Source organism: Asticcacaulis sp. YBE204 (assembly GCF_000495855.1).
Taxonomy (GTDB): domain Bacteria; phylum Pseudomonadota; class Alphaproteobacteria; order Caulobacterales; family Caulobacteraceae; genus Asticcacaulis.
Window position 1 is genome coordinate 692,009 of the sequence record NZ_AWGF01000001.1, and the last position, 19,028, is coordinate 711,036.

Genomic DNA, 19,028 nt, shown 5'->3' on the forward strand with positions numbered 1-19,028 from the left:
TTTTTTGAAAAATGCGCCTTTATGGAAAAGGTTTTGCGTAAATGTGGTGTGAGGGGAAACGACTGTGTCCGCGGATATTGACGAACTCGATGCGCGTATCCTGACTCTGGTGCAGGAAAACGCCAGCCTGTCGGTCGCCGAGATCGCGGAAAAGGTCAATCTGTCGCCATCGCCGTGCTGGCGCCGCCTGAAGCGACTGGAGGATATCGGCGTCATTCGGAAGCGCGTGACGATCCTCGATCCCGACCTTCTGGGGCTGGGCTTCGAGGTCTATGCGGCCGTCAAGCTGTCCCTGCCGTCGCGCGAAAACCTTGAGGCCTTCGAGGCGCGGCTGGCCGAATGGCCGGAGATCGTCTCGTGCGCCACGGTGACCGGACGCGAGGACTATATGCTGCGTATCGTGACGCGCGACATGCACGCCTATGACGACTTCATGCGCGACAAGCTGCTGGCGTCCGACCTCGTTTCGGCGATCGAGAGTCGCATCGTCATCCGCTCGGTCAAGACGACCTCGGCCCTGCCGTTGAAACTGGTCGTACCTGAGGCGGATGCTTAACGAGCGAAAGTGCGGTGCGCGCCATAATCCAGTCATAATCGGCGGCTTTTTTGCATATGCACATTCACTGCAAAAGGCTCGACGATGAAGGTCTGGACCCCCGTACTGGCGTCATTGGTATTGCTGGCCACCACGGCTCAGGCTCAGAACGTCGATCCGGCCTCCGATCTCGGCAAGTTTCGCGCCCTGCGCGCCGAAGGCATAGCGGCTTTGCAGAAGAACGAACGCCAAAAGGCGCTCGACCTGATCACTCAGGCCGGTGACATTCTGCCGGATTCGCCGTCGATCCTGCTGCTCAAGGCGCAGGTCGAACTGGAAATGAAGCGCAAGACTCTGGCGCGGGCGCATCTGGTCACCTATCTGCGGCGCGGTATGGTCGTCGATCTCAAGCGCTATACGGAATTCGAGGCCGTCTGGGACGCCGAACTGGAATCGATGCAGGTCGAAAACGCGTCAAAAAAAGGCGCCTTGACCATGCGAACAGAAATCGGCGACCTGAACCTGATCGAGGGCGTGGCGGTGGCCGAAGACGGCACGCTGTTCGCCACGGCGCTCCGCATGGGTATCGTCGGCACAGTAGGGACGGGCGGGATCGAAAAGCGGCTGGGCCTGCGCGCCGGGGTCGCCGCCAATGCCATCGGTTTGCGCGACGGCGTCCTGTGGGCTTCGACGGCCCCGTCGCGCCAGACAATCGGTTATAAGGCCGATGCCAAGCTGGCCTCGAAGATCGTCAAGGTCGATCCGTCCAATGGAAAGATACTTGGGCAATATGAGAACAAACGACCCGACCGTCGCCTGTCGGACATGCTGCTCGGTAAAGAGGATTTGTATGTCTCTGACGGCAATACGGGTGAAGTTTTGCGTCTGACCGGTTATCAGGGCACGCTCGATGTCCTGATCCCCGAAGGCTATCTCGGCTCGCCACAGGGGCTGGCGGAAAACGAGGGCGCCACCGCGCTGATCGTGGCGGACTATAGCTCCGGCCTTTATCGCGTCGATCTGGCGGCCGGGACGATCAAGCGCCTGCGTGCCCCGCAAAACGCCGTGCTGCTGGGTCTGGACGGGCTCTATCGCTACGGCAACGATATCATCGCCGTGCAGAACGGCTTCAAGCCGAACCGCATCCTGCGTCTGAAGATGAGCGCCGACTGGGGCGAGGTCGAGTCGGTCGAGGTTCTGCTACGCGGCACCGATGAGATGCTGGAGCCGACCGGCGGGCAGATCGTCGGGGACAAGTTTATCTTCGTCGCGCGCAGCCAATGGTCGGAATTCGACGACAAGGGCAATATCAAGAACCCCACGCCGGAACCCGCGGTGATCGGTGAAATCACGCTGGTGCCTTAAGAACATAGTCCTTCATACTCCCCCGGCGTGCCGGTGGGTATAGCGTCAGCGAAAGTATAGCTTTCGCAAGCGATGGGATGCGAACGGAGTGAGCAGACGGTGGGGGGCTCGCGTAGATACCGCGCGCCAATCTCCGGCCCATTTACTCACCTTAACGACAGCGCAGGCCCCCACCACCACATCTCGCCGACCTTCGGTCATCTCGTGCGGTCCCCCTCCCCAGTAAACTGGGGAGGTATTAGAAAGAAACTCCCGAAAACTTTATCGCCTGTGACGAAATAGCTGGTTGCCAATCCGCTATTGCGAGTTATTCTCATGGCATCGAAGCGCACGGCAACGGAGTCGTCCCATGATCCTGCTCAGCCTGGGGGTTCAGTCCCTGACCCAGCGTCTCAATGCCGATCGGGTGCGTATCGCGCCGTCGCGCGCGGCCGATCGTTTCGCGTCAAAAGGGAACAGTGCGGAAGCCATCTCTCCGTCGGCAGACAGTCGCCGCTGATTTTGACGCATCTGACAAAGATGTGAATTCCCAAAGCAATTCAAACCGCAATCTGGTTAACGAAAGCCCTTTACCCGCGTTAACCTTTGTGCCAGTGATGGCACGGAACCTGCATTAAGACAGGGAGAGCGGCTTTGCCTGTGTAATTGCAGGACAAAAAAGTCGCCGACGTCAAAAAGCGACATAGGAAACGACGGATGTTCAAGGGTTTGGTTCAGGCTGCGGCTGTGGTGTCTCTTCTGTTCGGCGCGGGTAGCGTGTCGGCGGCGGAACTGAAGGCCGATGTCGTGAAAGCGCCCTATGCCGGTCTGGCCGCGCCGCTGAAAGGCGACTTCGATGGCGATGGTCGTCAGGACGATGTCTGGTTCAGCCAGGACGACGATGCCCGCCAAAGCGTCTATATCCGTTTGAACCGCGCCGAAGGTGCCGAAGACCTCAAGGTGATGAGCCTCGATGCCAAGCTGACGCCGCAGGCCCAGCGTGCGGTCGCCGCCGATTACAAGGTCGATTGCGGCGCCTTTGCCGACAATTGCACGGACGGCGTGCGCCTGACGACCGATGGCCTGATCCTGTCGCTGGACGAAGGCATGACGGTCCTGATCCACTGGACAGGCAAGGGTTTCGATCAGGACTTCATCCGTAGTGACGACGTCCGCCTCAGCCGCGCGGTTGCGACCCTGTTCGCGTTAAACCCGTAAGAGTTGCAAGGGGTTAATGCCCGGAAAGCAACTTGTGAAATACAGGTTTCATTAGCCGTATTCCTTAGGGCTTCGTAAAGAGAAGCCCCTTTAAGTCTTGCATCCAGTAGGATGTTGCGACGCAATATCAGTGTTTTTCCAATGAGTTCCAGCGTACCCGACGGCCCGTTTTCCGGTGTCCGGCGCTTGGGCTTTGTGAGGATGGCACTGTCGCGACGTATAAGAAAAGAAAGACTTCATGGGACGTTCGGCCGATTATTCCAAGGAAAAATGCGCGATTGCGGCTTCAGTCGATCTGGTGGGGGAGCCGTGGACCCTGCTGATCATCCGCAACGCCTTTATGGGCCATAAGCGTTTCGAACAATGGCAGAAGAGTTTGGGCGTGGCGCGCAATGTGCTGGCGGCACGGCTCAAACGATTGGTGGCGCTCGATATCATGCGCGCCGAAGCCTATTCCCAGCGCCCGCTGCGTTACGAGTACGTTCTGACGGCAAAGGGGCAGGGGCTGCTCGGCGTCATTATGGCGTTGTATAGCTGGGGCCGCGAACACGTCTATGAGACGGAAGCCGTCATCGAAATGGCGCACGACGATTGCGCGCACGATCTGCACACGACCGCGCACTGTACGCATTGCGACGCGGTCCTGACGTCGCAGAACGTGTTCAAGCTGAAATTCGACGACGAGGCGCTGACCCTGGCCGAACTGTATGAAAAGAAGGGTATCGTTCTTTAATTCAGAACGGCGTGGGTGCGCTCGATAAAGCCGCCGCCCAGTACGCGGTCGTCGTCTTCGGGGTCGTAGAGCACGCAGGCCTGACCGGGGGCGACGCCTTCTTCGCCGTCGCCAAACACCACGCGGATTTGCGCGCCCTCAAGCGCCAGATGCGCGGCGACCGGCGGGCGGGTCGAGCGGACGCGCGCTAGCACCGGGCGCTGGTTTTGCGCCGCCGCGATCAGGCTGTCCTCGTCACCGAGCCAGTTGGTTTCCTTCAGATCGAGCGCCCGCGTCAGCAGGGCTTCGCGCGGCCCGACATAGACCCGGCGCGTGGCGGCATCGAGTTTGATGACGAACAGGGGTTCGCCCACCGCGACATTCAGGCCGCGGCGCTGACCGATGGTGTAGCCGGTGATGCCGTCGTGGCGGCCCAGCACGCGCCCGTCCAGATGCACGATCTCACCAGCCTCGCGACCTTGCGGGCGCAGGCGGTCGATGAGCGTCGTGTACTTGCCTTCGGGGACGAAACAGATGTCCTGACTGTCTGGCTTGGCGGCGATGCTCAGGCCCATTTGGCGGGCGATGTCGCGCACCTGCGGCTTGGGGATACCGGCCAGCGGAAAGCGCAGAAAATCGAGCTGATCGCGTGTCGTGGCGAACAGGAAATAGGACTGATCCCTGCTCTTATCGATGGCGCGGCGCATCTCGACGCGATTACCCGTATCGGCGCGTTCGACGTAATGGCCGGTGGCCATCGCCTCGGCCCCCAGGTCGCGGGCGACGTCGAGCAGGTCGCGGAACTTGACCGTCTGATTGCAGCGGATGCAGGGCACGGGGGTTTCGCCGCGCAGATAGCTATCGGCGAATTCCTCGATGACCGAGTCCTTGAACTTGCTCTCGTAATCGAGGACGTAGTGGCTGATGCCGATCTTTTCGGCGGCGACGCGGGCGTCGTGGATGTCCTGACCGGCGCAGCAGGCCCCGGTTTTTTTGAGCGCCTGACCGTGGTCGTAGAGTTGCAGGGTGACGCCCACGACTTCGTAACCGGCGGCGTGGAGAAGCGCGGCGGCCACGGTGGAATCGACGCCGCCGGACATGGCCGCGACGACGCGCGCGCCGATGGGCAGGCCGACGCTTTGCCGCACGGCCTCGATCGCCGAACCGAGGTCGGCGGTGTCGAAGGCAGGAATGGGGCAGGCAATCGGGGCGTTCATGAGCGCGTAGATAAGCTTTTTGGAGCCAAAAGAGTAGGGGTAGGGCGAAACTATTTGCAGGTTACGAAACGTAATTCCGTTTTCTACTCCCCCGGCGTCCCGGGGGAGGTGGCGCGCCGAGCGCAAGCGATGGCGAGACGGTGGGGGGCCTACTCTGGTGTGACAGCGCATAGATCGGTCAGCAGATGCATGCGCGGCATCTACGCGAGCCCCCCACCGTCTCGCTGCCTGCGGCATCGATCCCATCGCTTGCGAAAGCTGTACTTTCGCCGCGCTATACCCCAGTAAACTGGGGGAGTAGAAGAGGGGCGAGGTATAGGTGAAATCAACAAAGGCTCCGTCTGGCGACGGAGCCTTTTTGCTTTTGCATCCCGAATGGGCGGTTCGTGCCTAGGACGTGAACGGCCGACATTCCGATGGCCCCACACGGGGTCTTTTCATGTGGATCAACCACAACCTCATCATACGCCGTCCGGACACGGAGCAAAACTCACATTCCGGTGAGAGCGCTACCTCAACAGATCGAGCAGCGACGTATTGCGCAGATTGGCGACGACCTGCGCCGAGGCCTGCACCGCCACATCGGCCTGTTCCAGACGCGTATAGGCCTCGGCCATATTGACGTCGGTCTTGTCCGAGATCAGGTTTTCGAGGCTTGAGGCCTGAGACTCCAGCGAGGTCAGGGTGTTTTCAACGCGGTTCTGGAACGTACCGTTGAGCGCGGTGGCATCGACCATCTTGTCGTAGGCGGCCCCCAGCTTGGTCGACATATCCTGCATAAAGGTTTGCTGGGCTTCGGTCATCTTGCCGGTCATCGGCTGATTGGCGTCGGCAAAGGTCTTGATCTGACGGAACAAGTCAGCGGCTTCCCCGCCCAGATCGCTGGCCAGCATCCCCGTTTGCAGGCTGGTCGTGCCGTCGATCTTCGATGTCTTCTTCACCGTGCCGTTGGAAAAGGCCGTCGCCGAGGTCGTCGCGGCCAGTTCGTCGAGATTGTTGGCGGCCAGCGGCAGGGTGTCTTCACGACCGCCGCTGAACAGATACGAGCCCTGATGCTTGTAATTGATGCCGTCGGCAAAGGCCATGTAGCTCGATTGCAGCGAGGTCATCAGCGAGTCGAGGCTGTCGGTGGCAATAGCGTTCTGGATCGCTTCCTTCGCTGTGGTCAGGCCGTCCCCGGCGCGCTCCAGTGCTATGTTCTGGCTGTCGAGGCGGTCCGACACGCTCTTGGCGACCTGCGTATAGCCGTTTGTGCGGGTGAACGACGACTGATAGGCAGCGATGACTTCGGACGTGCGTCCGTAGCCGCCGAGATCCGACGCGATCTTCTGCGACGAGACCTGATTATTGGCCTCGTTCTGACGGTTCTGCGCGGCCATCAGGTTTGACAGGGCCGAGTTCCAGATTTGTCCGGTGGAGATACGCATAATCTACCTCTAAATCATATTGAGCAGGACATCGTACATGTCCTTCGCCGCCTGAATCAGGCGCGAAGAGGCGGTGTAGGCCTGCTGGAACGTGGTCAGGTTGATCAGTTCCTCATCGAGATTGACGCCTTCGGTGGCGCTGCGGCGGGCGGTGGTTTCGGCGGACAGGGCCTGCGCGCCCTCCATCCGGCTCTTGGCGGTCGAGGCCAGCGTGCCGACCTGACCGGCGAGGTCGGCGGCGTAGCGCGTCAGGGTCGAGGTGCCGCCGGCATTATACCCGGCCTTCTGGAAACTGACGCTGGCCGAACCGATGGCGGCCATGGCCTGACCGCCGGTGCCGTCGCCCGACACCAGCGCCGGGGTGCCGGCAGCGGCGTTGAGATTGACCTTGGCCAGGGACAGGCGGTCGAGATTGCTGAGCACCGTCGGGTTGACGGTCAGGCCGCTGGCGCGTTCCGCGGCCACCCCGCCGAAGCCGAAGAAGTCGCTGAACGACGCCCCGCCGCTGCCCAGACGCGCGGTCGTGTCATCGCCGACATTGAGCGTATTGGCCGGGTTGCCGAAGCCCTTGAACGACAAGGCACCGGTCGACGGGTTGAGCGAGAAGGTGCCGTAACGGCCCAGCCCCGAGGTCGAATCGTTCAGGGCATTGACCATGTCGGTCATGCTGCCGCCCGCCGGGAAGCTGACGTCGATATTGCTTAGCTTCTTGCCGTCGCCGCTGGCCAGCTGGAAGCTGACCGTGCCGCTGTCGAAGCCGTGCGCCGCGGTCGGCGTCAGGCCGGTATTGTAGTCGATGGAACCCGCCGACGTTATGATGTCGTTGAGGCCGAAATAGTGCGAGAAGCCCTTGCCGAGCTTGTCCGAGCCGCCGGTGGCTTCGTCGGCGATGGCCACGCCGTAACCCGTGCCCGCCGACAGGCTGAGCTTGCCATCGGCAAAGCTGACCGAGCCGTAGGTCCCCAGAGCGCCACTGACATCGCTCTCGAAACTGGCCGCCGAAAACGGCGTCGAAGCCCCGCCATCGACCGACATCTGCATGGTCGAGAAGTTGAGCTGGACTTCGCGGGCGATCGAGCCGTCTGCGTTGGCGATGACGATATTGGTCGTGCCGGTGAAACCGTTCAGCGCTTCGGGCAGGGTCTGGCTCAGCGCCTTGCCGGTCAGGGACGAGGGCGCGGGGACCGAGGTCGCGGCATTGTGGGCGGCGTTCAGCTTGTCGGCATAGACCGACATATATTCGGACAGCTGATCGGCGACGGCGACCGAATCCTTGTCGCGGACATCGAGCAGACCGCGCAGTTCGCCGGAACCGACCTGATCGGCGAAGTCGCGCTTTTCGCCGTTGGCGCCGGTGACGATGATCGAGTTGAAACTGCTTTCGGCCGTGACCGGGTTGGTCGGGACATAGCTCAGCGACGCCCGCTGATCCCCGGCCAGGGTCATGCCCGACGCCGTGCGCACGGTAACGCCGCCATTGGGATTGGTCGTCACCTGAACGTCGATCAGCTTTGACAGTTGGTCGATATAGGTCGACTGGCTGGTCTGGGCGCCGGAGGCATCGCTGCCGGAAACCATCGCCTGAGAAATGGTCGGGTTGAGGTCCGAGATATTCTTGATCAGTTCGTTGATCGACTTTACCGCCGTCGCGATGCGACCGTCGGCACTGGCGCGCACCGACTGGACTTCGTCCGAAATACGCGCGCCTTCGTCGAGGAAGCTTTTCAGGCTGGACACCACTTCCTGACGTGCAGCGCTGGAATTGGTGCTTTCCGCCGCGGTGGCGATGGCGCTCAGGGTCTGGTCGCCGAGATTGAACAGGCCGTTCTTATTGGTGATGTCGCCGAACTGCGACTGGATCTGGTCGAACATCTCGTAAAAGACCTCGGCCTGCGATGTCGCCGACGAGGCCTTGAGCGAGGCCTGTTGCAGGTACTTGTCCGCCGCCAGGGTGACCTGAGTCGCGGTAACGCCCGCGCCCTTGCCGCCGAGGATCTGGGCGGCCTGACCGCCGACCTTGCGGATATAGCCCGGCGTGTTGACGTTCGAGATATTGTCCGAGACGACTTTGAGCTGGCTTTGCGCCGTCATCAGGCCGGACACGCCGATATTGAGGATCGAGTTGAGCGACATGTTACACCTTTGCTCCCGTTCTGAGAGCTATTGCCGCATCTTTAGGCAAGCCTTGCCCGCGAACCGGCAAAATTTGCCCGTCCTTTGGGATTGTGTCAAAAATTTTACTCATATTTTTCATTGACTTAGACTTTTGCCCAACACGGACTTTTAAAGAGACTGATCGCAGAGGTTCAAATACGGTGCCACGGGGCAAAAGAGCTCGCATGTTTCGGCACCGACATGAGATCGGGCAGGTTTTGGCGGCACCCGGCAAGTTTGATCCGGCGGTTCGGGCGCGCTCCCGGCAAATTTCACCCGGCAGGAAAATAAAAGTTCAATAAAAACAACAAATTTGTGTGTGGCATGGGGCTTGCGAAGCGGACCTGACGATCCGTGGCCGCAAAAGGCGTTCACCCAGACCCTGCCTGACTTGCCGCCAAATGCGCGGTCACGCTCCGTTCGTATGTGATCCCGCCTTGACCACACCCGCCATTCAGATTGCCGCGATCAGCGCCGTCACCGCCCTGCCTCAGGACGCGGGCGCCATGCTGCGCGACGGTCAGGCAATGACGGCGACGGCGTTTGACAACATTCTGGCCGGGGTGATGAAGGGCGTCGATGCCTCGACCGAGACGGTGACAACGCAAACCTATACGACCGCCGAAGCGACGGCATTGAAGGGGCAGGCCCTGTCCCGCCCGCTTATGCTGTGGCAGGCGCAGGAAATCGAAGCGTCCGAGGCGATGACGGGTGCAGAGGCACCTGCCGAAAGCGACGGCGTAGCGAAACCGGCTGTGATTGAAGCCTCGCTGCCCGACCTGAAAGCTTCGGTCGTGGAAGCGGTATCTGAAGCGGCCAGCGCTTCGGTTCAGTTCGATCGGCCTGAAACGGCCAACCTGTCTGACGCCGTGGCCGATATCCGGGCAGTCGGGACGCCATCACTTGCGCCCGCGCCGGTCAAAGCGCCGGGCACGCGGGAAGCCTCGGTAAAGTCGGCTGCGCCCGCTGACGCCCTTTCGAATGAAAAGGTCGTCGCTCCGCCGGTAGCTGACATGCCGATGCCTCGGATCGAGGCGGAGGCTGTCCCAACGACTGAGTCGGCACCCAAGGCGCAGAAGGGTCCGGCTAAAAAAGTCGATGCGCCCAAGACCGAAGGCGCTGAGGCCGATGTCGTGAAGGCAGCGGTCGTAACCCCTGACACGGTTATCGTGGCCCCGGTCATTGTGCCGGTAACCGCTGACGCGACGAAGGTCGAAGCCCCTGAACGTCTCGCCGACCCGATGGCGAAGGTCGTAAAGGCCGCCGACGTCCCATCGGACGAGGCTCAGGCCGCATTGGTCGCGGCGCTGGACAACATCGAACCGACGGACGAGGACGCGCCGAAGCTGGCCGAGCTGGCCGCCCGTGCCACGCGATCCAAGGCAAAAGCGCAGACGAAGGAGACGGCCCCGGTGGAGGTCGCCAAGGATGCGCCGAAGGAGGCCCTTGCTTCGACGAAGTTGACGAGCCTGCTGGCCAACCTGTCGTCGGGCCTGACGACGGAAATCGCCCCGGCGAACACGCCGGTTCAATCGACCGCACCGGCGGTGTTTCAGCCGCAAATCGTCGCCGATAGCGGCCTGAAATTCGCACCCGCCACTCACAAGGAGGCGACCGCGCAGACCTATTCGCCGTCACAGCTGGCGCAACACACGATCGAAAACATTGCCACTCTGAGCGCCCAGATCACGCGCAAGGTCGGTCAGAAGACGACGACCTTCGACATGGAGCTGCGTCCGACCGATATGGGCCGCGTCGAGGTGAAGCTGGAAATCGGCACGGACGGCAAGCTGTCCGCCGCCCTGAACTTCGACAGTCCGATGACCGAAAGCCAGTTCCGCGACCGTCAGGACGACCTGCGCCGTCAGCTGGAGCAGGCCGGGTTCCAGCTTGAAGACGGCGCGCTGAGCTTCTCGTCGCGCGAACAGGGGCAGCGCCGCGAACACACTCAGGCCGACACCGACACAAACACCAATTCCCTGATCGGGGCGCAAATCGAGGCCGAAGGCCAGACCGCCACCGATCCCACCCTCTATGCACACCTGAACGCCGGCCTCTATGGCGGCGCGCAGACCCTGTCGCTCAGCGTACTGGTTTAGGAGCTACCCATGGTAACCGCCGTCAGCAATTCGACGACCACCACGACGACCACCGATACCTCGGCGGCCACGGCCAGTTCGCTGGCCACGACCTACGAAACCTTCCTCGGCCTGCTCACCGCGCAGATCAAGAATCAGGATCCGCTGTCGCCGATGGATTCGACCGAATGGACGAACCAGCTGGTGCAGTATTCCAGCGTCGAACAGCAGCTCAAGTCGAACGAGTATCTGAAATCTCTGGTGGGCCTCAGCTCCGGCAGCATCGCCAACTCGGTCAACATGATCGGCAAGACGGCCATCGCCGATATCGACACCCAATCCTTCACCGATCAGGCCCTGACCTGGCACTACGAACTGGCGGCCACCGCCTCAAGCGTGCAGGCCGAAGTCCTCGATGCCGACGGCAATACGATCTGGAAAGGCGACGCCTCGTCCATGACCAAGGGCGACAACACCTTCACCTGGGACGGCACGGATTCGTCCGGCAAGACCGTGGCCGAGGGCAATTATACGCTCAAGATCACCGCTACCAATTCATCGGGCACGACCATCGCCAACGCGATTTCGGTGCAGGCGCCCGTGACCTCGACCGAGCTGATCGACGGAGAAATCGTCCTCAAGATGGCGCAATCGCTCATCGCCCTAAGCTCTATCTCCGGCGTCAAGGCAACGACCGACGCTTAACCCGACCCCTATCCCCATCCCTGTTTCCCCCCCCCTTTCCGCATATATGGAGCCTTAAATGTCTGGTCTGAACGCTGCCATGCAAGCCGGTGTGTCCGGTCTCGCCGCCTTCTCCACTTCGCTCTCGGCTATCTCGAACAACATCGCCAACGTCAACACCACGGGCTATAAGCGCGTGCGGACCGACTTTCAGGCGATCGTTACCGCCTCTTCGACGCCGACCGGTTATAATGCGGGCGGCGTCATCGCCACGACGCGCCACATGATCTCGCAACTGGGCACCCTGCAAAAGGCCGCTACCGATCTCGACCTCGGCATCGACGGGCAGGGCTTCTTCGTTACGACACAAAAAGCCGATGCCACCGCCGAAGACACCCATCTGTTCACGCGCGACGGTTCGTTCTCGCCGGACAAGCAGGGTTACCTGCGCAACTCCGCCGGTCTCTACCTTCAGGGATGGCCGATCGCGGCGGGCGGCAGCGCCGTTCTGTCGGCGGCGGACCTCAGCCAGCTGACCGCCATCAATGTCGATCAGATCGCCGCTTCGGTCGAGCCGACGACCTTCGCCGGCGTCAGCGGCAACCTCAATGCCGCTCAGGCCGTGTCGAACAATGCCGCGCGTTACGTCACCGATCCGACGACCTATCCGATGTCGAAATACGACGCCTCGACGGTCAATACCTCGGTCGCTACCGGCCCCGACTACGAAATCAGCATCCCGGTCTCCGACTCGCTGGGCGGCGAGCGCAACCTGACCATGTCGATGATCAAGCTGGCGCCCGATGCCACGGCCACCCCGCCGATCGCCGACAATACCTGGGCCTACGAAGTGTGGTCCGACGACGTCGACAGCGGCACGCCGGTCGATAATATCGTCACCTCCGGCCGTCTGGTCTTCAACTCGTCGGGCAAGCTGGAATCGATCACCCAGGGCGGCGTGACCCAGGTCGACGCCAATGGCGACCCGGTGACCAATTTCAAGTTCAATGTCGACTGGAAGGCTTCGACCGGCGTCGCCGATCAGGAAATCACCCTCGACTTCAACAGCGCCGCCACGCAACTGACGCAGCTTAACGCCGCCTCGACCAGCCGCGTCGATCCGAACGGCACGCCGTTCTCCGGCGTCGACTCGATCAAGATCTCGGACAGCGGCATGGTCACCGCCGTGTTCAAGAACGGCTCGACCCGCGACATCGCGCAACTGGCGCTGGCCACCTTCGTCAATGCCGACGGCCTGACGCCGGTGTCGGGCAATGCCTACAGCGTGTCGAACACCTCGGGCCCCTTCACACTCAAGGTGCCGGGCGTTTCGGGGTCGGGCCTGCTCAGCGTCGGAACGCTCGAAGCCTCGGGCGTCGATCTGTCGGAAGAGTTCACCAACCTGATTACCACCCAGCGCGCCTATTCGGCCAATTCAAAGACGATTACTACGGCGGATGAGATGTTGCAGGAATTGCTTCAAATCAAGCGATAAGTATTAATCTGAATTAATGATGAATAACTGGCGTAAAGCATGATGAATGGGAAGTTAATATCCTGAACCGTTGTTATTAGTAATATATTTACTAAGGCAATTAAGCGGATGTTAGACTCCTGATGCTACCTTACCGTTATGTGATGGTAAGAGAGGCGTGAAGAATCATGCTGCAAGAACAGCGCCGCGATAGCAAAGGCGAAAAATACGTGATTGGACCTACGGGTGCGAAACTGACCCTGAACGACCTGCCGCCGCCGGGAACGGAGCGTTGGGTCATCCGCCGCAAGGCCGAGGTTGTCTCGGCGGTGCGCGGGGGTCTTCTGAGCTTCGACGAGGCGTGCGAGCGTTATCGCATCACCTCGGAAGAATTCCTGGGCTGGCAAAAGGCGATCGACAGCCACGGCATGGCCGGTCTGCGTACCACGCGGATTCAGCAGTACCGTTAATACGGTAAAGCCGGGGTGCGCCCGCACCCAAGCAACAGGAAACGACCTCAGGCCCTGCTCCGCGATTGCGGGCAGGGCCTGTGTGGTTTAGGTCGTCGAATACGGAGTGCGCGGCGTCTGCGTAATACCCCTCCGTCAGTCCGCTTCGCGTCCTGCCACCTCCCCATCATCGCCTAAAGGCTCGATAGGGAGGAGGAAGCGTAACGAACACCTTCCTCCCTAGCTTTGCTGGGGAGGTGGCGACGAACGAAGTGAGGCGACGGAGGGGTATTCCTTTGGCCGGGTCGCACGCTGAAGGCGTCAACCTCACGCCCCGTCCATTAACCTTTACCCGAAATCTTTACCCATCTTAACGCGGCGTTTACGCTTCACTGGGAAATTACTGCCTAGTGAACCGCGCACGTCGCGCGTAAGGGTAATGGGTAGTCGGGATCGTGGAGTTCCTTAAACAGTTCGGTATCACCCGCCTGGCCGTGATTATCGGCGTGTCGATCGGCGTCGCCGCCGTTCTGGCCGCGATCTTCCTGAACATGGGCGGCAAGCCTCAGGCGCTGCTCTATTCCAATCTCGACCTCAAGGAAGCCTCCGAAATCACCGCCGCGCTCGATCAGGCGGGCGTCAAGTACGAGGCCAAGGGCGACGGCTCCACGATCATGGTCGATCGCGACCACGTCGGCGAAACGCGCCTGATGCTGGCCTCGAAGGGGCTGCCGACCGCCGGTTCGGTCGGTTACGAACTGTTCGACAACGCCCCGGCGCTGGGCCAGACCGAATTCGTGCAGAACCTCAACAACCAGCGCGCCCTCGAAGGCGAACTGGCGCGCACCATTTCCTCACTGAAAGGCATCAATTCGGCGCGGGTGCATCTGGTCATGCCCAAGCGTGAACTGTTTCAGGAAGAGGCCGCCGCCCCGACGGCGTCGGTGGTGGTCGGCCTGAGCAATGGCGACCTGAGCGGCGATCAGGTCCGCGCCATCCGTAATCTCGTGGCAGGCGCCGTGCCGAACCTCAAGGCCAATGCCGTGACTCTGGTCGACGACAAGAACCGTCTGCTGGCCGCCGGGGGCGAAGACGACGCGCTTCTGGGCGCCGGCGGGGCCGAGCGCAAGAGCGAGATCGAAGAGTCTCTGCGCAAGCGCGTCAAAGACATCGTCGAGGGCGTGGTCGGGCCGGGTGCCGCGCGCGTCACGGTGACTGCCGAGCTGGACCTCAACTCGATCACGCGTGAGCAGACCCAGTACGATCCTGACGGTCAGGTCGTCCGTTCGACGCGTACCAATTCTTCGGCGGACCGCGCCAACGAAGCCACGCCCGACGGCACGGTGACGGCGGCGGCCAATATTCCCGGCGGCAATCCCAATGCGGGGGCAGGCGCGACCGGCACCCAGAGCGAGACGACGGACGAACTGACCAACTACGAAATCTCCAACACCAAGACGACCGAAGTCGTGGCGCCGGGTGCGATCAAGAAGCTGGCCGTGGCGGTGGTGGTCGACGGCGTCTCCACCCCGTCCGCCGATGGCAAGTCGCCGCCCGCCTATGCGCCGCGCTCCGCCGAGGACATGCAGCGCCTCGATCAGCTGGTCCGCGCCGCCATCGGCTTCCAGCAGGACCGCGACACGGTCGAGGTGCTGAACGTCCGCTTCAACCGCGACGCCAATGCCGTCGGCGGCACCGAGGCCAAGGCGGGCATGTTCGATTTCACCAAGGACGACATCATGTCGGCGGTGCAGTGGCTGATCCTTGCCATCGTCGCGATCCTGGTCCTGTTCTTCGTGGCACGGCCCCTGATGAAGTTCGTCAATGGACCCGGCGCGGGCGGCGGTGTGGCGGGTCTCAGTGGGCCCGGTGCCATGGGTGCGCTCCCGGCGGGGATGTCGGCGGGCGCTCTGGGCTATAATGGCGAGCCGGGGACGGATCTTGCGGTTTCGGCCATCGATCCGCGTATCGATATCGCCAAGATCGAGGGTCAGGTGAAGGCGTCTTCGGTCAAGCGCGTGTCGGAATTCGTCGACCGTCACCCGGATGAATCGATCTCGATTCTCCGCGCGTGGCTGCACGATAATTAGGGGTAGGGCAGAATGGCCAAGAGCATCATCGATGATCCCAAGCGACTGAGCGGCGTCGAAAAGGCCGCCGTGGTCATGCTGGCGCTGGGCGAAGACCATACCGAGCTGTGGGCACAGCTCGACGAGGAAGAGATCAAGGAAATCTCTCAGGCCATGTCGTCGCTCGGCTCGGTGTCGTCGAACGTCGTCGAGGAACTGCTGGTCGAATTCGTGTCGGGCATGTCGTCGTCGGGCACCATCATGGGCTCGTTCGAACAGACCCAGCGCCTGCTGCAATCCTTCCTGCCGGCGGATAAGGTCGACGCCCTGATGGAAGAAATCCGCGGACCGGCGGGCCGGACCATGTGGGACAAGCTCGGCAACGTCAACGAGGCGGTGCTGGCCAACTACCTGAAGAATGAATACCCGCAAACCGTCGCCGTCGTCCTCAGTAAGATCAAGGCCGATCACGCCTCGCGCGTCTTGTCCTCCCTGCCCGAAGACTTCGCGCTCGAATGCGTGCAGCGGATGCTGCGCATGGAGCCGGTGCAGCGTGAAATCCTCGACAAAATCGAACAGACCCTGCGCGTCGAGTTCATGTCGAATCTGGCGCGGACCTCAAAGCGCGACTCGCATGAACTGATGGCGGAAATCTTCAACAATTTCGACCGTCAGACCGAAAGCCGCTTCGTCGCGGCGCTGGAAGAGCGCAACCGCGAGTCGGCGGAACGCATCCGCGCCCTGATGTTCGTTTTCGAGGATCTGTCGAAGCTCGATCCGGGCGGGGTGCAGACGCTTTTGCGCGCTGTCGAAAAGGACCAACTCGGTCTGGCGCTCAAGGGCGCGTCGGATTCGTTGCGCGATATGTTCTTCTCGAACATGTCCGAGCGCGCGGCCAAGATCATGCGCGACGACATGGACTCGATGGGGCCGGTGCGCCTGAAAGACGTCGACGGCGCGCAGATGGCGATGGTGCAGGTCGCCAAGGACCTTGCGGCCAAGGGCGAGATCATGCTGGCCGGTCAGGGAGGCGACGATGAGCTTATTTATTAAGGTAACGCCCTCCTCCCTGTCGCGCCGCGATGGGGAGGTGGCAGCGAGCGTAGCGATGCTGACGGAGGGGGATAACTCAAACGTCTCAGCGCGCGGATCGGCATGGCGTTGCCCCCCTCCGTCAGTCTGCTTCGCAGCCTGCCACCTCCCCACGCAAAGCGCAGGGAGGAGGGCGTTTCAATGACCCAACCTCCCCAATACAAGAAATTCGACTTCGGCACGGTCTACGACACCGGCGGGCGCGTCACCGCGACCACCCCGAAGGAAAAGAAGTTCTACACCCCCGAAGAGGTCGAGGCGATCCGCCAGCAGGCCCACACCCAGGGCGAACTGTCGGCCATGGCGCGCGCCCAGATGGCGCAGGCTCAGGCTGTGCAGGCTCTGGCCGAAGCCGCCGGGGTCGGGCTTGAGGCATTGAACGGCGTGCTCAGTCAGCACAAGGAAGAGTGCGTGCAACTGGCGCTGGTCTGCGCGCAAAAGATCGCGGCTCAGGCGCTGGAACTGTTCCCCGAAGCGCCGGTCAAGGCCGCTCTGGAGGCGCTGGGCGAGGAAATTTCCGGTGCGCCGCGTCTGGTCATCACGGCCGCATCGCCGGACGCCAATATGCAAAAGGCCGTGCGCGAAGCCGCCGCCCTGACCGGGTTTTCCGGCGCGATCGTCTTCCGCGATCAGCCGGGTGGTCATCGCGGCGCGTTTGAAATTCAATGGCCGGAAGGCCGGGCAGCCTACGACCCGGACAAGGTTTTCGAGGCTTTACGCGGCGCGCTCAAGGAAGTGCTGCTGGCGGAAGCCTATCACAAGCAAAAAGCCGGCTAAGGCCGAATGTAAGGATGCCACACCATGGCTGACAATTTCGAACTGGAAGACTTCGGCGACGGCACCGCCGCTGCCGTGACCGACGAGGACGGCAACAAGTCCGCCGTCGATCTGGCGCCCGTCTTCGACGTGCCGGTGAACATTTCGGCCGTGTTGGGCAAATCCTACATGTCGGTGTCGCAGTTGCTGAAACTGGGGCAGGGCAGCGTGCTGGAGCTGGACCGCAAGGTCGGCGAGGCCATCGATATTTACGTGAACAACCGTCTGGTCGCCCGCGGCGAAGTGGTGGTGGTGGATGAACGTCTTGGGGTGACCATGACGGAAATCATCAAGTCCGAAGACAGTGCGGGTTAGGGAGTAGAGACATGAGACTTTTGGTTGTCGGACGACTGAGCGGTCAGCTCTCTGCGGCGGTGAAGATGGCGATGGATACGGGGGCCAAGGTCGCCCACGTCGATACCATCGCGCAGGCCACCGAAGCCCTGCGCAAGGGGCAGGGCGCGGACCTTTTGATGGTCGATTATGAACTGGATATCGCGGGCCTGATCGAGGCCAATGAGCGCGAACGCATCCATGTGCAGATCGTCGCCTGCGGCGTCAATCCCGATCCGCGCAAGGCCGCCTACGCCATTTCGCAAGGCGCGAAGGAGTTCATCCCGCTGCCGCCCGATGCCGAACTGATCGCCGCCGTGCTGGCCGCCGTATCGGACGATTCGCGCCCGCTGGTCACCCACGACCCGGCCATGCAGGCGGTGCTGAAACTGGCCGATCAGGTGGCAGGGTCCGACGCCTCGATCATGATCACCGGCGAAAGCGGCGTCGGTAAGGAAGTCATGGCGCGCTACCTGCACGAAAAGTCGAAGCGCGCGCAAAAGCCGTTCATCTCGGTCAACTGCGCCGCCATCCCCGACAACCTGCTGGAATCGGAGCTGTTCGGTCACGAAAAAGGCGCTTTCACCGGGGCCATGGCCCGCCGCGTCGGCAAGTTCGAAGAGGCCGATGGCGGTACGCTGCTGCTCGACGAAATCTCGGAAATGGACGCCCGCTTGCAGGCCAAGCTGCTGCGCGCCCTTCAGGAACGCGTCATCGACCGCGTCGGCGGCACCAAGCCCGTACCGGTCAATATCCGCGTGCTGGCGACGTCGAACCGCAATCTGGTTCAGGCCGTCAAGGACGGCGTCTTCCGCGAAGACCTGCTCTACCGCCTCAACGTCATCAATCTGGCTATCCCGCCGCTGCGTGAGCGTCCGGCGGATATTCTGGTCCTGTCGGAATTCTTCGCCAAGAAATATGCCGAGGCCAACGGCCTGCCGCTCAAGCCGATCTCGACCGAGGCCAAGCGCCGTCTTCAGGCGCACGGCTGGCCGGGCAATGTGCGCGAGCTGGAAAACGCCATGCACCGCGCCGTCCTGCTGTCGCCGGGGGCCGAAGTCGATGCCGAGGCCATCCGCCTGCCGGACGGTCAGCCGCTCAATCCGGTCGCGCCCATCGGTATGGACTATATCAACCACGCCGCTCAGGCCTCGATCAGCGCCGCCCGCACCTTCGTCGGTTCGACCGTGGCCGAGGTCGAGCAGAAGCTGATCCTCGATACGCTGTCGCACTGCCTCGGCAACCGGACCCATGCGGCCAATATCCTCGGCATCTCGATCCGGACGCTGCGCAACAAGTTGAACGAATATACGGCAGCGGGTTTGAGCGTGCCCGCGCCGCAGTCGGGGGCTTCGGCGGCTTAAAGTGCATTACAAAAAGTGTGCAGCGGTTTTTGGATTAAATGCACGACTGAAAAGAGATTAAG

Annotated in this window: 17 protein-coding genes; 14 read left to right on the plus strand and 3 right to left on the minus strand. The window is 61.8% G+C overall.

From position 1 onward, the window contains the following. Positions 1-64 precede the first annotated feature (64 nt). The 5 genes from AEYBE204_RS23985 to AEYBE204_RS24000 all read left to right on the plus strand — a co-directional run bounded on the left by AEYBE204_RS23985 (position 65) and on the right by AEYBE204_RS24000 (position 3,830). A complete protein-coding gene (locus AEYBE204_RS23985) occupies positions 65-556 on the plus strand; it encodes an Lrp/AsnC family transcriptional regulator (protein WP_023460942.1) in 492 nt (163 codons plus the stop codon). An 84-nt stretch (positions 557-640) separates the two neighbouring features. Then, positions 641-1,900 carry a hypothetical protein gene (locus AEYBE204_RS23990; protein WP_023460943.1) on the plus strand — a complete coding sequence of 420 codons (1,260 nt, stop codon included), beginning with the start codon at positions 641-643 and terminating at the stop codon, positions 1,898-1,900. Between the two features lie 349 nt (positions 1,901-2,249). Beyond that, positions 2,250-2,399, plus strand: a complete 150-nt coding sequence (locus AEYBE204_RS40220; protein ID WP_023460944.1) for a hypothetical protein — start codon at positions 2,250-2,252, stop codon at positions 2,397-2,399. Positions 2,400-2,596: 197 nt separating this feature from the next. Next, positions 2,597-3,097, plus strand: a complete 501-nt coding sequence (locus tag AEYBE204_RS23995) for a hypothetical protein (RefSeq protein WP_023460945.1) — start codon at positions 2,597-2,599, stop codon at positions 3,095-3,097. Between the two features lie 238 nt (positions 3,098-3,335). Then, a complete protein-coding gene (locus tag AEYBE204_RS24000; RefSeq protein WP_023460946.1) occupies positions 3,336-3,830 on the plus strand; it encodes a helix-turn-helix domain-containing protein in 495 nt (164 codons plus the stop codon). On the opposite strand, the gene mnmA is transcribed toward AEYBE204_RS24000, so the two are convergent. The 3 genes from mnmA to flgK form a co-directional block, all read right to left on the minus strand. Then, positions 3,827-5,026: a tRNA 2-thiouridine(34) synthase MnmA gene (gene mnmA, locus AEYBE204_RS24005; RefSeq protein ID WP_023460947.1), complete on the minus strand. Its 1,200-nt coding sequence runs from the start codon at positions 5,024-5,026 to the stop codon at positions 3,827-3,829. The genes AEYBE204_RS24000 and mnmA overlap by 4 nt on opposite strands. Before the next feature lie 509 nt (positions 5,027-5,535). Continuing rightward, on the minus strand, positions 5,536-6,453 hold the full coding sequence (locus AEYBE204_RS24010) for a flagellin (protein ID WP_023460948.1): 918 nt from the start codon (positions 6,451-6,453) through the stop codon (positions 5,536-5,538). Between the two features lie 9 nt (positions 6,454-6,462). Beyond that, positions 6,463-8,586, minus strand: a complete 2,124-nt coding sequence (gene flgK / locus AEYBE204_RS24015) for a flagellar hook-associated protein FlgK (protein ID WP_023460949.1) — start codon at positions 8,584-8,586, stop codon at positions 6,463-6,465. A 458-nt stretch (positions 8,587-9,044) separates the two neighbouring features. Here flgK and AEYBE204_RS39335 point away from each other — a divergent pair, with 458 nt between their 5' ends. The 9 genes from AEYBE204_RS39335 (at position 9,045) to AEYBE204_RS24055 (ending at position 18,966) form a co-directional block, all read left to right on the plus strand. Further along, positions 9,045-10,706 (plus strand): flagellar hook-length control protein FliK, encoded by a 1,662-nt coding sequence (locus AEYBE204_RS39335; protein ID WP_155908218.1) that lies wholly within the window; start codon positions 9,045-9,047, stop codon positions 10,704-10,706. Positions 10,707-10,715: 9 nt separating this feature from the next. After that, positions 10,716-11,390: a flagellar hook assembly protein FlgD gene (locus AEYBE204_RS24020; RefSeq protein WP_023460951.1), complete on the plus strand. Its 675-nt coding sequence runs from the start codon at positions 10,716-10,718 to the stop codon at positions 11,388-11,390. A 58-nt stretch (positions 11,391-11,448) separates the two neighbouring features. Beyond that, positions 11,449-12,864: a flagellar hook protein FlgE gene (locus AEYBE204_RS24025; RefSeq protein WP_023460952.1), complete on the plus strand. Its 1,416-nt coding sequence runs from the start codon at positions 11,449-11,451 to the stop codon at positions 12,862-12,864. Positions 12,865-13,031: 167 nt separating this feature from the next. Further along, positions 13,032-13,313, plus strand: coding sequence for a DUF1153 domain-containing protein (locus AEYBE204_RS24030; RefSeq protein WP_023460953.1), 282 nt, complete (start codon positions 13,032-13,034; stop codon positions 13,311-13,313). A 434-nt stretch (positions 13,314-13,747) separates the two neighbouring features. Continuing rightward, positions 13,748-15,382 carry a flagellar basal-body MS-ring/collar protein FliF gene (gene fliF, locus AEYBE204_RS24035; RefSeq protein ID WP_023460954.1) on the plus strand — a complete coding sequence of 545 codons (1,635 nt, stop codon included), beginning with the start codon at positions 13,748-13,750 and terminating at the stop codon, positions 15,380-15,382. A gap of 12 nt (positions 15,383-15,394) precedes the next feature. Next, positions 15,395-16,414, plus strand: a complete 1,020-nt coding sequence (gene fliG / locus AEYBE204_RS24040; RefSeq protein ID WP_023460955.1) for a flagellar motor switch protein FliG — start codon at positions 15,395-15,397, stop codon at positions 16,412-16,414. Between the two features lie 180 nt (positions 16,415-16,594). After that, complete coding sequence (locus AEYBE204_RS24045; protein ID WP_023460956.1) at positions 16,595-17,230, plus strand: flagellar assembly protein FliH; 636 nt, start codon at positions 16,595-16,597, stop codon at positions 17,228-17,230. Between the two features lie 24 nt (positions 17,231-17,254). After that, complete coding sequence (gene fliN, locus AEYBE204_RS24050; protein ID WP_023460957.1) at positions 17,255-17,584, plus strand: flagellar motor switch protein FliN; 330 nt, start codon at positions 17,255-17,257, stop codon at positions 17,582-17,584. Between the two features lie 11 nt (positions 17,585-17,595). Beyond that, positions 17,596-18,966 carry a sigma-54 dependent transcriptional regulator gene (locus tag AEYBE204_RS24055; RefSeq protein WP_031229737.1) on the plus strand — a complete coding sequence of 457 codons (1,371 nt, stop codon included), beginning with the start codon at positions 17,596-17,598 and terminating at the stop codon, positions 18,964-18,966. The last annotated feature ends 62 nt before the right edge of the window (positions 18,967-19,028 follow it).

Coding starts and splice junctions, on each gene's coding strand:
- fliG (WP_023460955.1), top strand. CDS start 15,395: ATGGCCAAGAGCATCATCGATGATCCCAAGCGACTGAGCGGCGTCGAA.
- mnmA (WP_023460947.1), bottom strand. CDS start 5,026: ATGAACGCCCCGATTGCCTGCCCCATTCCTGCCTTCGACACCGCCGAC.
- AEYBE204_RS23995 (WP_023460945.1), top strand. CDS start 2,597: ATGTTCAAGGGTTTGGTTCAGGCTGCGGCTGTGGTGTCTCTTCTGTTC.
- AEYBE204_RS24020 (WP_023460951.1), top strand. CDS start 10,716: ATGGTAACCGCCGTCAGCAATTCGACGACCACCACGACGACCACCGAT.
- AEYBE204_RS40220 (WP_023460944.1), top strand. CDS start 2,250: ATGATCCTGCTCAGCCTGGGGGTTCAGTCCCTGACCCAGCGTCTCAAT.
- AEYBE204_RS24030 (WP_023460953.1), top strand. CDS start 13,032: ATGCTGCAAGAACAGCGCCGCGATAGCAAAGGCGAAAAATACGTGATT.
- fliN (WP_023460957.1), top strand. CDS start 17,255: ATGGCTGACAATTTCGAACTGGAAGACTTCGGCGACGGCACCGCCGCT.
- AEYBE204_RS24025 (WP_023460952.1), top strand. CDS start 11,449: ATGTCTGGTCTGAACGCTGCCATGCAAGCCGGTGTGTCCGGTCTCGCC.
- AEYBE204_RS24010 (WP_023460948.1), bottom strand. CDS start 6,453: ATGCGTATCTCCACCGGACAAATCTGGAACTCGGCCCTGTCAAACCTG.
- AEYBE204_RS24045 (WP_023460956.1), top strand. CDS start 16,595: ATGACCCAACCTCCCCAATACAAGAAATTCGACTTCGGCACGGTCTAC.
- AEYBE204_RS24055 (WP_031229737.1), top strand. CDS start 17,596: ATGAGACTTTTGGTTGTCGGACGACTGAGCGGTCAGCTCTCTGCGGCG.
- AEYBE204_RS23990 (WP_023460943.1), top strand. CDS start 641: ATGAAGGTCTGGACCCCCGTACTGGCGTCATTGGTATTGCTGGCCACC.
- flgK (WP_023460949.1), bottom strand. CDS start 8,586: ATGTCGCTCAACTCGATCCTCAATATCGGCGTGTCCGGCCTGATGACG.
- AEYBE204_RS24000 (WP_023460946.1), top strand. CDS start 3,336: ATGGGACGTTCGGCCGATTATTCCAAGGAAAAATGCGCGATTGCGGCT.